The organism is Nonomuraea terrae, assembly GCF_004348995.1.
Lineage (GTDB): Bacteria > Actinomycetota > Actinomycetes > Streptosporangiales > Streptosporangiaceae > Nonomuraea > Nonomuraea terrae.
The window spans coordinates 15245-28351 of record NZ_SMKQ01000109.1 but is presented as its reverse complement, the minus strand read 5'-3'; the positions used below and the strand labels follow the sequence as shown (position 1 = coordinate 28351).

The 13107-nt window shown below is 66.9% G+C and carries 22 protein-coding genes; 1 reads left to right on the top strand and 21 read right to left on the bottom strand.

The annotated features are described in order from the left end of the window. Nucleotides 1-750: hypothetical protein (locus E1286_RS48170; RefSeq protein WP_165969949.1), on the top strand; the 750-nt coding region annotated here is incomplete at its 5' end. Here E1286_RS48170 and truA read toward each other — a convergent pair. The 21 genes from truA to rplX all read right to left on the bottom strand — a co-directional run bounded on the left by truA (nt 715) and on the right by rplX (nt 13101). Beyond that, a complete protein-coding gene (gene truA / locus E1286_RS28480; protein WP_132617282.1) occupies nt 715-1593 on the bottom strand; it encodes a tRNA pseudouridine(38-40) synthase TruA in 879 nt (292 codons plus the stop codon). The two genes, E1286_RS48170 and truA, sit on opposite strands and share 36 nt — an antisense overlap. A 77-nt stretch (nt 1594-1670) precedes the next feature. Next, the gene (rplQ, locus tag E1286_RS28475; RefSeq protein ID WP_132617280.1) at nt 1671-2219 is read right to left on the bottom strand and encodes a 50S ribosomal protein L17; all 549 of its coding nucleotides are present in this window, start codon (nt 2217-2219) and stop codon (nt 1671-1673) included. Nucleotides 2220-2337: 118 nt separating this feature from the next. After that, entirely contained in the window at nt 2338-3354 is a 1017-nt protein-coding gene (locus E1286_RS28470) for a DNA-directed RNA polymerase subunit alpha (protein ID WP_132617278.1), read from the bottom strand. A 103-nt stretch (nt 3355-3457) separates the two neighbouring features. After that, nucleotides 3458-4084: a 30S ribosomal protein S4 gene (gene rpsD / locus E1286_RS28465; protein WP_132617276.1), complete on the bottom strand. Its 627-nt coding sequence runs from the start codon at nt 4082-4084 to the stop codon at nt 3458-3460. Between the two features lie 19 nt (nt 4085-4103). After that, nucleotides 4104-4508 (bottom strand): 30S ribosomal protein S11, encoded by a 405-nt coding sequence (gene rpsK / locus E1286_RS28460; RefSeq protein WP_020542285.1) that lies wholly within the window; start codon nt 4506-4508, stop codon nt 4104-4106. Between the two features lie 45 nt (nt 4509-4553). Then, a complete protein-coding gene (rpsM, locus tag E1286_RS28455; RefSeq protein WP_132617274.1) occupies nt 4554-4934 on the bottom strand; it encodes a 30S ribosomal protein S13 in 381 nt (126 codons plus the stop codon). 218 nt (nt 4935-5152) lie between these two features. After that, on the bottom strand, nt 5153-5266 hold the full coding sequence (gene rpmJ, locus E1286_RS28450) for a 50S ribosomal protein L36 (protein ID WP_003956441.1): 114 nt from the start codon (nt 5264-5266) through the stop codon (nt 5153-5155). Between the two features lie 24 nt (nt 5267-5290). After that, nucleotides 5291-5512 carry a translation initiation factor IF-1 gene (gene infA, locus E1286_RS28445; RefSeq protein WP_012887858.1) on the bottom strand — a complete coding sequence of 74 codons (222 nt, stop codon included), beginning with the start codon at nt 5510-5512 and terminating at the stop codon, nt 5291-5293. A gap of 237 nt (nt 5513-5749) precedes the next feature. Next, a complete protein-coding gene (locus tag E1286_RS28440; protein WP_132617272.1) occupies nt 5750-6178 on the bottom strand; it encodes a DUF1707 SHOCT-like domain-containing protein in 429 nt (142 codons plus the stop codon). A gap of 18 nt (nt 6179-6196) precedes the next feature. Then, nucleotides 6197-7006: a type I methionyl aminopeptidase gene (map, locus tag E1286_RS28435; protein ID WP_132617270.1), complete on the bottom strand. Its 810-nt coding sequence runs from the start codon at nt 7004-7006 to the stop codon at nt 6197-6199. A gap of 111 nt (nt 7007-7117) precedes the next feature. Further along, entirely contained in the window at nt 7118-7768 is a 651-nt protein-coding gene (locus E1286_RS28430) for an adenylate kinase (RefSeq protein ID WP_132617268.1), read from the bottom strand. Beyond that, nucleotides 7768-9072, bottom strand: coding sequence for a preprotein translocase subunit SecY (gene secY / locus E1286_RS28425; protein ID WP_132617266.1), 1305 nt, complete (start codon nt 9070-9072; stop codon nt 7768-7770). Before secY ends, E1286_RS28430 begins: the two co-directional genes overlap by 1 nt. Nucleotides 9073-9241: 169 nt before the next feature. Then, complete coding sequence (rplO, locus tag E1286_RS28420; RefSeq protein ID WP_132617264.1) at nt 9242-9697, bottom strand: 50S ribosomal protein L15; 456 nt, start codon at nt 9695-9697, stop codon at nt 9242-9244. Nucleotides 9698-9699: 2 nt separating this feature from the next. Beyond that, entirely contained in the window at nt 9700-9882 is a 183-nt protein-coding gene (gene rpmD, locus E1286_RS28415; RefSeq protein ID WP_080043226.1) for a 50S ribosomal protein L30, read from the bottom strand. 2 nt (nt 9883-9884) lie between these two features. Next, nucleotides 9885-10514: a 30S ribosomal protein S5 gene (gene rpsE, locus E1286_RS28410; protein WP_132617262.1), complete on the bottom strand. Its 630-nt coding sequence runs from the start codon at nt 10512-10514 to the stop codon at nt 9885-9887. Between the two features lie 25 nt (nt 10515-10539). Further along, the gene (gene rplR, locus E1286_RS28405) at nt 10540-10923 is read right to left on the bottom strand and encodes a 50S ribosomal protein L18 (RefSeq protein ID WP_132617260.1); all 384 of its coding nucleotides are present in this window, start codon (nt 10921-10923) and stop codon (nt 10540-10542) included. Nucleotides 10924-10925: 2 nt separating this feature from the next. Then, nucleotides 10926-11468, bottom strand: coding sequence for a 50S ribosomal protein L6 (rplF, locus tag E1286_RS28400; RefSeq protein WP_132617258.1), 543 nt, complete (start codon nt 11466-11468; stop codon nt 10926-10928). 16 nt (nt 11469-11484) lie between these two features. Further along, a complete protein-coding gene (gene rpsH / locus E1286_RS28395; protein ID WP_020542297.1) occupies nt 11485-11883 on the bottom strand; it encodes a 30S ribosomal protein S8 in 399 nt (132 codons plus the stop codon). Nucleotides 11884-12042: 159 nt separating this feature from the next. Next, nucleotides 12043-12228, bottom strand: coding sequence for a type Z 30S ribosomal protein S14 (locus E1286_RS28390; protein ID WP_090769707.1), 186 nt, complete (start codon nt 12226-12228; stop codon nt 12043-12045). Nucleotides 12229-12232: 4 nt separating this feature from the next. Further along, a complete protein-coding gene (gene rplE / locus E1286_RS28385) occupies nt 12233-12808 on the bottom strand; it encodes a 50S ribosomal protein L5 (protein ID WP_132617256.1) in 576 nt (191 codons plus the stop codon). After that, complete coding sequence (gene rplX, locus E1286_RS28380) at nt 12808-13101, bottom strand: 50S ribosomal protein L24 (protein ID WP_132617284.1); 294 nt, start codon at nt 13099-13101, stop codon at nt 12808-12810. Before rplX ends, rplE begins: the two co-directional genes overlap by 1 nt. Nucleotides 13102-13107 lie beyond the last annotated feature (6 nt).

Genomic DNA, 13107 nt, shown 5'->3' with positions numbered 1-13107 from the left:
CCGTTCCAGACCCCGCCCCCACCGCCGCCACCCGGCAAGAGCAAGCGCGCGCTGCTCGTCACGCTGGGCGCGCTGGCGCTAGCCGGCGTGGCGACCGGCGGCTTCTTCGCCTGGCAGGCGGTGAGCGCCCAAGGGCCGACGACGGCCGGCGCCCGCCCCAGCCCGTCGCAGCCGCCGGCCTCGGCGGAGGCGGGCCCGTCCGCTGACGCCTCGGGCACGTCCGTACTCAACTCCGAGAAGACCGACCCGCAGACGTTGTCGTTGTCGGAGGCGTTCCCGAAGAAGAAGGTGACGGCGGCGGGCGCGACGTTCACCCGGGTCAAGGCACAGCTGGAGACGACCTGCGAGAAGGCGGCCACGGGCGCGTTCGCCGACGCGCTCGACGAGCACGGGTGCAGTCGCGTCCTGCGGGCCACGTACGTCGACGGCAAGCGCCGCTACGCGGTCACCACGGGCATCGCCGTCTTCCCCGACAAGAATGCCGCGACCGCCGCGGACCAGGCGAAAGACCTCTCCAGCAACGTCTGGTTCCGCCCGCTGCCCGGCCCCGCGGACTCGGGCGCCGAACGCGTGCACATCGCGGGCGGCTACGCGGCCGGCCTGGTGTGGGGCCGCTACATCGTCTTCACCTACGCCACCCACGCCGACGGCCGCACGCCGACCTCCAAGGAGAAGACGCTGCCCGAGGTCAGCGGGGCGTTCCGCGACGAGACGTCACTCGTCCTGGAGCGCCGCGTCACCAACGACTGAGAGCGTACGCACCCGCCGCGTGGCCTCGGCCCGCGCGGCGAGCTCCGCGTCGGACGGGTAGCCGACCTCCTCCAGGCACAGCCCGTGCGCGGGCGCCACGTGCACGCCGGAGTCACGGACGGCCCGGGCGAGCACCGCACCGGGCCACTCCACCGGCCGCCGCCCGTCGCCCGCCGCAAGCAGCGACCCGACGAGCGCCCGCACCATGGAGTGGCAGAACGCGTCCGCCACGACGGTGGCCACCAGCACGCCGTCGGGCTCGCGTACCCAGTCGAGGCGTTGCAGCTCCCTGATCGTCGTCGCGCCTTCGCGCTTCTTGCAGAACGCCGCGAAGTCGTGCTCGCCGAGGAGCAGGGCGGCGGCCACGTTCAGCCGGCTGAGGTCGAGCGGCCGATTGTGCCAGACGACCTCACGGCGCCTCAGTGGATCGACGCCGCCCGCCGCGTCGCCCACCCGGTACGCGTACCGCCGGAAGAGAGCCGAGAAACGGGCGTCGAAGCCCTCAGGAGCCACACAGACGCGCCGAACCCGTACATCAAGGGGCAAGACCCCGCCAAGCCGTCTCACGAGTGCAGAGAGCCGCTCATCGACGCTCTGCGGCCCGCGGTTGCCGTCGAGCTCGGCCAGCGACTCCTCCGGCACGTCCACGTGGGCGACCTGGCCGCGCGCGTGCACGCCGGCGTCGGTGCGCCCGGCCACGGTGAGCATGGCGGGCTCCGCCAGCCGCAGGATCCGGCCGAGCGCCTGCTCGATCTCCCCCTGGACGGTACGCCGCCCCGGCTGCCTGGCCCATCCCGAGAAGTCGGTCCCGTCGTAGGCGAGATCGAGACGGAGCCGTACCACGATGATCCTCCTCCGAAAACGGAAACGGGCCCGGACCCCCGCGAGGGGGCCGGGCCCGTTCAAACCGGCCTGTGAGATCAGGCCTCGTCCTTCTTCGCCTCGCCGGCCTCCTCAGCGGGGGCCTCAGCGGGGGCCTCAGCCTTGGGCTCAGTCGCCTCGTCGGCCTTGGCCTCGGCCGGAGCCTCAGCAGCCTCGGTCTCCTCCGCGGCCGGCGCCGGGGCGGCGGCCGCGGCGGGCTCCGTGGTGCTGCGGGTCGTGACGGCGTTCAGCGGCTCGCTCACCAGCTCGATGACCGCCATCGGGGCGTTGTCGCCCTTACGCGCGCCGATCTTGGTGATGCGGGTGTAGCCGCCGGGACGCTCCGCGAACTGCGGCGCGATCTCGGTGAAGAGGTGGTGCACGACGCCCTTGTCCCGAACGACGGTCAGGACCTGGCGACGGTTGTGGATGTCGCCCTTCTTCGCCTTGGTGATCAGGCGCTCCGCCAGCGGACGCAGGCGCTTGGCCTTCGTGACCGTCGTACGGATCTTGCCGTGGCGGAACAGATCAGTGGCGAGGTTCGCCAGGATCAGCCGCTCGTGCGCCGGGCTGCCGCCAAGACGTGCACCCTTGGTGGGCTTGGGCATTTCAGTTCTCCTCGTGGGTTAACCCGCCCCGGCCGTACCAGGTACCGGAGTCGGGCCGGCGCCGCGCATGGCGCGGCGCCGTTACGTTCCCCCCGCGAGTGGCCCCGCGGGGAAGATGTCAGTACTGCTCGGTCTCGACGTACGCGCTGTCGTCGTCGTCGTAGCCACCGCCGGCCACCGCGCTCGGGTCGAACCCGGGCGGGGAGTCCTTGAGCGCCAGCGACATCTCGTGCAGCTTCTGCTTGACCTCTTCGATCGACTTGGCGCCGAAGTTACGGATGTCGAGCAGGTCCTGCTCACTGCGGGCCACGAGCTCACCCACGGTGTGGATGCCCTCGCGCTTGAGGCAGTTGTACGAGCGGACGGTGAGGTTGAGCTCCTCGATCGGCAGCGCCAGGTCGGCCGCCAGGGCGGCGTCGGTGGGCGACGGGCCGATGTCGATGCCCTCGGCCTCGACGTTGAGCTCACGGGCCAGGCCGAACAGCTCGACGAGGGTCTTGCCGGCGGAGGCCACCGCGTCGCGGGGCTTCATCGCGGCCTTGGTCTCGACGTCGAGAATGAGCCGGTCGAAGTCGGTGCGCTGCTCGACTCGGGTCGCCTCGACCTTGTAGGTGACCTTGAGCACCGGGGAGTAGATGGAGTCGATCGGGATGCGACCGATCTCCTGGCCCGGCTGCTTGTTCTGGGCCGCGGAGACGTAGCCGCGACCGCGCTCGACGGTCAGCTCCATCTCCAGCTTCGCCTTGCTGTTGAGCGTGGCGATGCGCAGCTCGGGGTTGTGCACCTCGACACCGGCCGGAGGCGCGATGTCGGCGGCGGTGACCTCACCCGGGCCCTGCTTGCGCAGGTACATCACGACCGGCTCGTCGTGCTCGGAGGAGACGACCAGCTCCTTGAGGTTGAGGATGATGTCGGTGACGTCTTCCTTGACCCCGGGAACGGTCGAGAACTCGTGCAGCACGCCCTCGATGCGGATGCTCGTCACGGCCGCGCCCGGAATGGAGGACAGCAGCGTGCGGCGCAGCGAGTTGCCGATGGTGTAGCCGAAGCCCGGCTCCAGCGGCTCGATGATGAATCGGGACCGGGTGTCGTCGATCGACTCTTCGAGAAGAGTCGGGCGCTGAGCGATCAGCATGTGGGTCTCCCCTTTTTCGTGTGGCGCCCGCTATATGACGCCACTCCGATAAACAGCCTAGTCCGGGTACGCGCGAACGCACCCGGACCAGAGGATCGAGCGACTACTTCGAGTAGTACTCGACGATGAGCTGCTCCTGGACCTGGGTGTCGATCTGCTGGCGAACCGGCAGCTGGTGAACCAGGACGCGGAGCTTGTCCGGCACGACGCCGAGCCACGCGGGAACGGTGCGCTCGCCGGCGGTGGCGCGAGCCACCTCGTACGGCAGCAGGTTGCGCTTGTTCTCGCGGACCTCGATGATGTCGTGCTCGCGAACGCGGTACGACGGGATGTCGACCTTCTTGCCGTTCACCAGGATGTGGCCGTGGCGCACCTGCTGGCGGGCGGCGTCACGCGACTGGGCGAAGCCGGCGCGGTAGACGACGTTGTCGAGACGGCTCTCCAGGATCTGGAGCAGCACCTCACCCGACTTGCCGCTCTTGCCGGCGGCTTCCTCGTAGTAGTTGCGGAACTGCTTCTCGAGGACGCCGTAGATGCGGCGGGTCTTCTGCTTCTCGCGAAGCTGAAGCTGGTACTCGGACTCCTTGGGGCGTCCGCGGCCGTGCTCACCCGGCGGGTAAGGACGGATTTCGATGGGGCACTTGGCGGACTCGCACTTGCTGCCCTTGAGGAAGAGCTTGGTCTTCTCGCGACGGCAGAGCTTGCAGTCCGCGCCCGTGTAACGAGCCATTTCTCTGTATCTCCTGGGGTCAGACGCGGCGGCGCTTGGGCGGGCGGCAGCCGTTGTGCGGAACCGGGGTGACGTCCTGGATCGAGCCCACTTCCAGGCCGGTGGCCTGCAGCGAGCGGATCGCGGTCTCACGACCGGAGCCGGGACCCTTCACGAAGACGTCGACCTTGCGCATGCCGTGCTCCATGGCCCGGCGGGCGGCGTTTTCCGCGGCCATCTGCGCGGCGAACGGGGTGGACTTACGGGAGCCCTTGAAACCCACGTGGCCGGCGCTGGCCCAGGAGATCACGTTCCCGTTCGGGTCGGTGATCGAGACGATCGTGTTGTTGAACGTGCTCTTGATGTGGGCGTGCCCGTGAGCGACGTTCTTCTTCTCCTTGCGGCGCACCTTCTTCGGTGCACCCTGACGGCTCTTAGGAGGCATCCTTTGCCTTCACTCCTGAGGTCTTCGGTCCCGCGGCTGCGAGGACTACTTCTTACCGGGCTTCTTCTTGCCGGCGACGGTCTTCTTCTTGCCCTTACGGGTACGCGCGTTGGTCTGCGTGCGCTGACCGTGGACCGGCAGGCCCTTGCGGTGCCGGATGCCCTGGTAGCAACCGATTTCGATCTTGCGACGGATGTCGGCCTGGACCTCGCGGCGCAGGTCACCCTCGATCTTGTAGTTCGCCTCGATGTAGTCACGCATCGGGACGAGCTCGGTGTCGGAGAGCTGGTGCACACGCAGGTCGCCGCTCACGCCGGTGGCCTGGAGAATCTCCTGGGCGCGGGTGCGGCCGATTCCGTAGATGTAGGTGAGAGCGATCTCCAGCCGCTTGTCGCGGGGGAGGTCGACGCCAACCAGGCGAGCCATGGTCGGGCATTCTCCTTCGTTGTGGCGGAGGTCTTGCGCCGCACTACCCCTCCCCAATGCCCGGGGTGAGGGCCCCGGCCTCCGACCGGGGGTATCCCGAGTGGTTCGGACCTTCTGGAGGCCCGCCTTCCCAGGTGTGAGACGCGACTACTGTTTCAGGCTTCTCATGCGTCGAGTCCGCTCCCTGCCGGGGCGGACTCGGAGAAGCCTTGCGGCGACTAGCCCTGGCGCTGCTTGTGGCGCAGGTTGTCGCAGATCACCATGACGCGACCGTGCCGGCGGATCACCTTGCACTTGTCGCAGATCTTCTTGACGCTCGGCTTAACCTTCATTGTCCTCTGTGTCCTCAGACGTTCTTACTTGTATCGGTAGACGATCCGCCCGCGACTGAGGTCGTAGGGGCTCAGTTCAACGACAACCCGGTCGTCAGGCAGAATCCGGATGTAGTGCATCCGCATCCGTCCGCTGATGTGGGCCAGGACCTTATGGCCGTTGTCGAGCTGCACCCGGAACATGGCGTTCGGGAGCGACTCGACCACAGTGCCCTCGATCTCGATGGCGCCGTCTTTCTTGGCCAAAATTCCTCGCGTTTCACTGATCGGTCGTCTGAGGCTCCGGTTCACTACGCAGCCGCGACCTCACGCTTCGAAGAGAGCGGCGGTCTGCAACGACCGCCGACGCGTGATAGTCATAGTGAGCCGACTAAGGAGTGTACGACACCCGCGCACAAAATGCGAAACGCGTGCCAGGTGCCCTGACACAACCACAGAGCAGTCTACCCCACCCGGCACGCACTCGAGCCCGCCGCCACGTGTCTACGAGCGCTTCGGCTTGTTGTCCCCGAAGACGGTGCTCACCAGCAGGATCACGCCCCACGGGCCCATGACCCACAGCGGCCAGGGATAGATCAGATCGCCCGAGGTGATGCTCACGATGAGCCAGATCACCCAGTTGACGCCGCTGGCCGCGGCCCAGGCGCCCCACGCCGCCAGCATGCCGGCGTGCTGCTCCTCTTTCTTCGCCGGCGCCGCCGACTTCTTCGCCGGAAGGTTACGCAGGTCGACGTCGGGCAGGTCGGCCGTCAGCTTGGTGAGCTCACCGTAGGTCTTGGTCTCGTAGAGCTGCTCCAACCGCTCGTGGAACTCCTCCATCGTGATGCGTCCCTGAGCGGTGTGCTCGCGAAGGATGGCGGCGACACGATCGCGGTCCGCGTCGGAGGCTCGCATCTCGGGGCTGTTCGCCATCCCACCCACTCCCGGGGGTCAGTTCTGCAGTTGGGCGAGGCGTTCTTCGCCTCCGTCAAGGGCAGTGAGCACCCAAGGACCATTATGTGTCACGGCGACGCTGTGTTCGAAGTGTGCGGAGCACTTCCCGTCGATCGTCACGACGGTCCAGTCGTCGGCCAGCACGCGGGTGCGCTCGGTGCCGAGGTTGACCATGGGCTCGACGGCCAGGCACATGCCCTCTTCGAGCAACGGGCCCCGGCCGGGCCTGCCGTGGTTGGCGATCCAGGGATCCATGTGCATCTCGGTGCCGATGCCGTGGCCGCCGTACTCGGGGGGGATGCCGTAGCGGCCCTGCGACTTGACGTACCGCTCGACCTCGTAGCCGATGTCCGACAGGTGGCGGCCGGGCGTCAGTGCGGCGATGCCGCGCCACATGGCCTCCTCGGTGACCCGCATCAGCTCGGTCAGCTTCGGGTCCACCTCACCCACCGGCACCGTGACGGCCGAGTCGCCGTGCCAGCCGTCGAGGATCGCGCCGCAGTCGATCGAGATGATGTCGCCCTCCTGCAGCTTGCGGGCGTCGGTCGGGATGCCGTGCACCACCTCGTCGTTCACCGACGCGCAGATGGTGGCGGGGAAGCCCTGGTAGCCCTTGAACGAAGGGACCGCGCCCGCGTCCCTGATCGCCTTCTCGGCGATGACGTCCAGGTCGAGCGGCGTCATGCCGGGCTCCACCGAACGCTTCAGCAGGTCGAGCGTGCGTCCCACCACGAGACCCGCCGCGCGCATCTTCTCGAGCTGCTCCGGCGCCTTGATCTGGATCCCGTGCCTGTTTCGTTTGAACATCGTCTGTCCCCCTGGGTCTCAACGGGCCGCTATGGGGGCCCAATTCCCCCCACAATAGCCGCGAGGTGGCACGGAAACCCGTGCCACCTCCGCGAATCGGTCAAAAGAGGCTTATGCCATGTACGGCCGGATCGCCTCCATCGCCCGCCGAGTGACCTCCTCGACCGGGCCGGTCGCGTCGACGCCCACGAGAATGTCCTCGTCGGCGTAGTAGGAGACCAGCGGCGCCGTCTGCTGCTGGTAGACCTCCAGGCGGTGCCTGACGGTCTCCTCCTTGTCGTCGTCACGCTGGAAGAGCGCGCCCCCGCACGCGTCGCACCTGTCGTCCTTCTTGTCGTCGAAGTCGACGTGCCAGATGCGTCCGCACTGGCTGCAGGTGCGCCGACCGGCCAGCCGCCTGACCACCTCGTCGTCGTCGACGACCAGTTCGAGCACGAGATCGAGCGCCAGGCCCCATTCCTTGAGCATGTCGCGCAGGATCTCGGCCTGCGCGACGTTCCTCGGGAAGCCGTCGAGCAGGAAGCCGTCCTGCGCGTCGTCTTCGGACAGACGGTCGCGGACCATGGCGATGGTGACCTCGTCGGGCACCAGGTCGCCACGGTCCATGTACGTCTTGGCCAGCTTGCCGAGGTCCGTGCCGCCCGAGACGTTGGCACGGAAGATGTCCCCTGTCGAGATTTTCGGGATGGACAGGTTCGATGCGATGAACTGGGCCTGCGTCCCCTTACCCGCTCCGGGGGGCCCGACCAGAACGAGACGCACTACCGCAGGAAGCCTTCGTAGTTGCGCTGCTGCAGCTGGCTCTCGATCTGCTTCACCGTGTCAAGTCCGACACCAACCATGATCAGAATGCTCGTCCCTCCGAACGGGAAGTTCTGGCTCGCACCGGCCACCGCCAGGGCGACGATCGGGACCATGGAGATGAGACCCAGATACAGCGCGCCAGGCGCCGTCAGGCGGTTGAGCACGAAACTCAGGTATTCAGCCGTCGGACGGCCGGGGCGAATGCCCGGAATGAAACCACCGTACTTCTTCATGTTGTCGGCGACTTCAGGGGGGTTGAACGTGATGGACACGTAGAAGTACGTGAAGAAGACGATCAAGAGGAAGAACGACGCCATGTAGATGGGGGTGTCACCCGTGGCGAGGTTCTGCGAGATCCACGCGATCACCGCGTTGTCGCTCGTCTGGAACAGCGAGGTGAGCAGCTGCGGCAGATAGAGCAGCGAGGAGGCGAAGATGACCGGGATGATGCCCGCCTGGTTGACCTTCAGCGGGATGTAGGTCGACGTGCCGCCGTACATCCTGCGGCCGACCATGCGCTTGGCGTACTGGACCGGGATGCGCCGCTGGCCCTGCTCGACGAAGACGACTGCGGCGATCATGAAGACGCCGACGACCATGACGACCGCGAAGGTGAACTTGTTCGCCTGGAAGATGTTGGCCAGCTCGGACGGGAAGACCGCCACGATCTGCGTGAAGATCAGGATCGACATGCCGTTGCCGACGCCGCGGTCGGTGATGAGCTCACCGAGCCACATGATCACCGAGGTGCCGGCAGTCATGATGACGACCATCGTGACGATGCCGAAGATGTTGTCGGGGTCGAGCAGAACGTTCTGCTGGCAGTTCGGGAACAGCTGGCCGGTGCGCGCGAGCGCGATGAAGGCGGTGGACTGCAGGACGGCGAGACCGATGGTCAGATAACGCGTATACTGCGTGATCTTGGTCTGGCCCGCCTGGCCTTCCTTCTTGAGAGCCTCGAGCCGCGGGATCACGACGACGAGCAATTGGAGAATGATGCTCGCGGTGATGTACGGCATGATGCCCAGAGCGAACACTGACAGCTTCAGCAGCGCGCCGCCGCTGAACAGCTGGACCATCCCGTAGATGTTGCCGGTCTCGCCGGCACGGGCCTGGTCGAAACAGGCGGCGAGGTTCTGGACGTGGACTCCCGGGGTCGGAAGAACCGAGCCGAGACGGAACAGCGCGATGATGCCCAGGGTGAAGAGCAACTTCTTGCGCAGGTCCGGTGTCCGGAACGCCCGGGTAAACGCGGTCAGCACGGTCCCTCCTGCGCGCCTTTACGGCGATGTGAGTAAGCGATGGTGCGGGGATCTGCCATCTGAAGTCTCATGTCAAACGAGCCGGACAGAATCCTGCCGTCTCGCGAACTCTAACGCACTGCGGGCGTGGGGGCATTTGTCAACGCCCCCACGCCTCGTCATAGCGTCACTACAGCTCGGTAACGGAACCACCGGCAGCGGCGATCTTCTCCTTCGCGGACGACGAGAAGGCGTGAGCCTGCACGTTCACCGCGACGGAGATCTCGCCGGTGCCGAGCACCTTCACGAGCTGGTTCTTGCGGACAGCACCCTTGGCGACCAGAGCCTCGACGGTGACGTCGCCACCCTCGGGGAACAGCTCACCGAGCCTGTCCAGGTTGACGACCTGGTAGGTCGTCTTGAACAGGGCGTTGGAGAAGCCCTTGAGCTTCGGCAGACGCCTCTGCAGCGGCACCTGACCGCCCTCGAAGCCGAGGGGGATCGTCGTACGGGCGTGCGAACCCTTGGTGCCGCGACCGGCCGTCTTGCCCTTCGACGCCTCGCCGCGACCCTTGCGGGTCTTGGCCTTGTTGGCGCCGGGGGCGGGACGCAGGTCGTGGATCTTCAGCGGAGCCTTGTCAGTCATGACTAGTCGACCTCTTCCACCTCGACGAGGTGCGTCACCACGGAGACCATGCCGCGAATCTCGGGCCGGTCCTCCTTGACGACGACATCGCCGATTCGCTTCAGGCCAAGCGAACGCAGCGAGTCACGCTGGTTCTGCTTGCCACCGATCTTCGAGCGAACCTGAGTGATCTTCAGGCGTGCCATGACTAGCTCACCGCCTTCGCCGTCGCGGCCTCGGCGAGACCCTCACGCTGGGCCTTGAGCATCGCGGCCGGGGCGACGTCCTCGATCGGCAGGCCACGACGGGCGGCGATCTCCTCGGGGCGAGAAAGGCCCTTCAGAGCCGCCACGGTGGCGTGCACGATGTTGATCGGGTTGTCCGAACCCAGCGACTTCGACAGCACGTCGTGGATGCCGGCGCACTCCAGGACCGCGCGCACCGGGCCACCGGCGATGACGCCGGTACCGGCCGAGGCCGGACGCAGGAAGACGACACCGGCCGCCTCCTCGCCCTGCACGGTGTGCGGGATCGTGCCCTGGATGCGCGGCACCTTGAAGAAGTGCTTCTTGGCCTCTTCGACGCCCTTGGCGATGGCCGCGGGGACTTCCTTGGCCTTGCCGTAGCCGACGCCGACCATGCCGTTGCCGTCGCCGACGACGACGAGGGCGGTGAAGCTGAAGCGACGACCACCCTTCACGACCTTGGCCACTCGGTTGATCTTCACTACGCGCTCGATGTACGAGACGCCCTTGTCGGCGGCGCCACCGCGGCGATCGTCACGACGGTCCCGCCGCTCGCCACCGGTGCCGCCACCGCGACGCGGAGCTGCAGCCATCAGTGGTTCCTCTTCTCAGTTGCCATCAGAATTCGAGCCCGCCTTCGCGGGCGCTGTCCGCCAGGGCCGCGATGCGACCGGCGTAGCGGTTGCCACCGCGGTCGAAGACGACCGCCGTGATCCCGGCTTCCTTGGCCCGCTGAGCGAGGAGCTCGCCGACCTTCTTGGCCTTCTCCGTCTTGTCCGCCTCCAGCGTGCGCAGCGAGGGGTCCATGGTGGACGCGCTCACCAGCGTGTGGCCGACGGTGTCGTCCACGATCTGGACGAACATGTGACGGGTCGAGCGGTTGACGACCAGCCGCGGACGGGCGGCCGTACCGACGACGTTCTTGCGGACGCGGCGGTGACGGCGGGCCCGCGAGACGGTGCGGGCAGCCGTGTGCTTGCTGAACGCAGTCTTCGGAGCCATGCCTACTTACCAGCCTTTCCGACCTTGCGGCGGATCTGTTCGCCCTGGTAACGCACGCCCTTGCCCTTGTACGGGTCAGGCTTGCGCAACTTGCGGATGTTGGCCGCGACCTCGCCGACCTTCTGCTTGTCGATGCCGTCCACATGGAACAGGGTCGGCTTCTCGACGCGGAAGGAGACGCCCTCGGGGGCGTCGACGATGACCGGGTGGCTGAAGCCCAGGGAGAACTCCAGCTGCGTCGGCCCCTTGGCCTGGACGCGGTAACCGACACCGACGATCTCAAGGCTCTTGGAGTAGCCCTGCGTGACGCCCTGCACCATGTTGGCGATCAGCGTCCGCGACAGGCCGTGCAGCGCACGGACCTTGTTCTCGTCGTTCGGGCGGGTGACGGCGATGGCGCCGTCGTCGTCGCGAGCGACCCTGATGGGGTCCGCGACCGTGTGAGTGAGCGTGCCCTTCGGGCCCTTGACCTGGACATCCTGGCCGGTGATCGTGATGTCTACGCCACTGGGCACAGGGATGGGCAGCCGTCCGATTCTCGACATGCTGTGTTCCTCCCCTCTACCAGACGTAGGCGAGGACTTCCCCGCCCACACCACGCTTGCCGGCCTGCTTGTCGGTCATGAGGCCGTGGGACGTCGAGATGATCGCGACGCCCAGTCCGCCCAGGACTCGAGGCAGGTTGTCCTTCTTCGCATAAACCCGCAGACCGGGCTTGGAAACCCGGCGCAGGCCCGCGAGCGACCGCTCACGGGTCGGCCCGAACTTGAGCTCCACCACGAGGTTCTTGCCAACCTTGGCGTCCTCGACGGTCCAAGCCTGGATGTAACCCTCCTGCTGGAGGATCTCGGCGATGTGCGCCTTGATCTTCGAGTACGGCATCGACACGCTGTCGTGGTACGCCGAATTCGCGTTTCGCAGACGCGTCAACATGTCTGCGATCGGGTCGGTCATCGTCATGGCCAGTGGCCTTCCTCGCCGCGGTTTCCAGTCGGCCAAGCAGAGCTCTACCGGTGGACCTACGGCGCGGTCATGGACGCGGATGCGTCCTGCCTTTTCCTGAAATATGTGTGGCGGGCGGTCACCCGAGGGACGACGCTCGGCCGCCCCCCAGGGTAACTACCAGCTCGACTTGGTGATGCCGGGCAGCTCGCCCCGGTGCGCCATCTCACGGAAGCACACGCGGCAGAGCCCGAACTTGCGGTAGACGGCGCGCGGCCGGCCGCAACGCGTGCACCGCGTGTAAGCCCGCACCTCGAACTTCTGCTTGCGCCCCGCCTTGGCGATCAGCGACTTCTTCGCCATTGGATCAGGCCTCCTTGAACGGGAAGCCGAGGAGCTTCAGCAGCGCCCGGCCCTGGTCGTCGTTCTTCGCGGTGGTCACGAGCGTGATGTCCATGCCCCGCGGACGGTCGACCTTGTCCTGGTCGACCTCGTGGAACATGACCTGCTCGGTCAGACCGAACGTGTAGTTGCCGTTGCCGTCGAACTGCTTCGGCGACAGGCCGCGGAAGTCCCTGATACGGGGCAGCGCGAGCGACAGCAGCCGGTCGAGGAACTCCCACATGCGGTCGCCGCGCAGCGTGACGTGCGCGCCGATCGGCATGCCCTCACGCAGCTTGAACTGCGCGATGGACTTGCGGGCCCGGACGACGGCCGGCTTCTGGCCGGTGATCGCGGTGAGGTCGCGGACGGCGCCCTCGATGAGCTTGGAGTCGCGAGCCGCCTCACCGACACCCATGTTGACCTTGATCTTGGTCAGGGCCGGGATCTGCATGACGTTCTCGATGCCGAACTGCTCGCGAAGCTGGGCCGCGATCTCCTCGCGGTACTTCGTCTTGAGCCGCGGCGTCGGGCGCTCAGTCTCAGTGGTCGTGGCAGTCATCAGCTGTCCTCACCCGTCTCGTCGGCCTTCTTCTCGTCGGCCTTCTTGTCGGCGGGCTTCTCGTCCTTGAGCTTCTTCACGTTCGAGACATGGATCGGAGCCTCCATGGTCTGCACGCCGCCGGTCTTGGCGCCGCGCGGACCCTGCATGGTCTCCTTGGAGTGCTTCTTGATCATGTTGACGCCCTCGACCACCACGCGGTCCTCGCGCGGCAGAGCGGCGATCACACGGCCCCTGGCACCCTTGTCCTTGCCCGCGATGACCTGGACCAGGTCACCCTTCTTCACGTTCAGCTTCGA

Excerpts from the sequence above, each read along its gene's own strand:
- rplQ (WP_132617280.1), bottom strand. The coding sequence starts at position 2,219 with ATGCCCAAGCCCACCAAGGGTGCACGTCTTGGCGGCAGCCCGGCGCAC.
- E1286_RS28470 (WP_132617278.1), bottom strand. The coding sequence starts at position 3,354 with ATGCTGATCGCTCAGCGCCCGACTCTTCTCGAAGAGTCGATCGACGAC.
- rpsD (WP_132617276.1), bottom strand. The coding sequence starts at position 4,084 with ATGGCTCGTTACACGGGCGCGGACTGCAAGCTCTGCCGTCGCGAGAAG.
- rpsK (WP_020542285.1), bottom strand. The coding sequence starts at position 4,508 with ATGCCTCCTAAGAGCCGTCAGGGTGCACCGAAGAAGGTGCGCCGCAAG.
- rpsM (WP_132617274.1), bottom strand. The coding sequence starts at position 4,934 with ATGGCTCGCCTGGTTGGCGTCGACCTCCCCCGCGACAAGCGGCTGGAG.
- rpmJ (WP_003956441.1), bottom strand. The coding sequence starts at position 5,266 with ATGAAGGTTAAGCCGAGCGTCAAGAAGATCTGCGACAAGTGCAAGGTG.
- E1286_RS28440 (WP_132617272.1), bottom strand. The coding sequence starts at position 6,178 with ATGGCGAACAGCCCCGAGATGCGAGCCTCCGACGCGGACCGCGATCGT.
- map (WP_132617270.1), bottom strand. The coding sequence starts at position 7,006 with ATGTTCAAACGAAACAGGCACGGGATCCAGATCAAGGCGCCGGAGCAG.
- rplO (WP_132617264.1), bottom strand. The coding sequence starts at position 9,697 with ATGACTGACAAGGCTCCGCTGAAGATCCACGACCTGCGTCCCGCCCCC.
- rpmD (WP_080043226.1), bottom strand. The coding sequence starts at position 9,882 with ATGGCACGCCTGAAGATCACTCAGGTTCGCTCGAAGATCGGTGGCAAG.
- rpsE (WP_132617262.1), bottom strand. The coding sequence starts at position 10,514 with ATGGCTGCAGCTCCGCGTCGCGGTGGCGGCACCGGTGGCGAGCGGCGG.
- rplR (WP_132617260.1), bottom strand. The coding sequence starts at position 10,923 with ATGGCTCCGAAGACTGCGTTCAGCAAGCACACGGCTGCCCGCACCGTC.
- rplF (WP_132617258.1), bottom strand. The coding sequence starts at position 11,468 with ATGTCGAGAATCGGACGGCTGCCCATCCCTGTGCCCAGTGGCGTAGAC.
- rpsH (WP_020542297.1), bottom strand. The coding sequence starts at position 11,883 with ATGACGATGACCGACCCGATCGCAGACATGTTGACGCGTCTGCGAAAC.
- E1286_RS28390 (WP_090769707.1), bottom strand. The coding sequence starts at position 12,228 with ATGGCGAAGAAGTCGCTGATCGCCAAGGCGGGGCGCAAGCAGAAGTTC.
- rplE (WP_132617256.1), bottom strand. The coding sequence starts at position 12,808 with ATGACTGCCACGACCACTGAGACTGAGCGCCCGACGCCGCGGCTCAAG.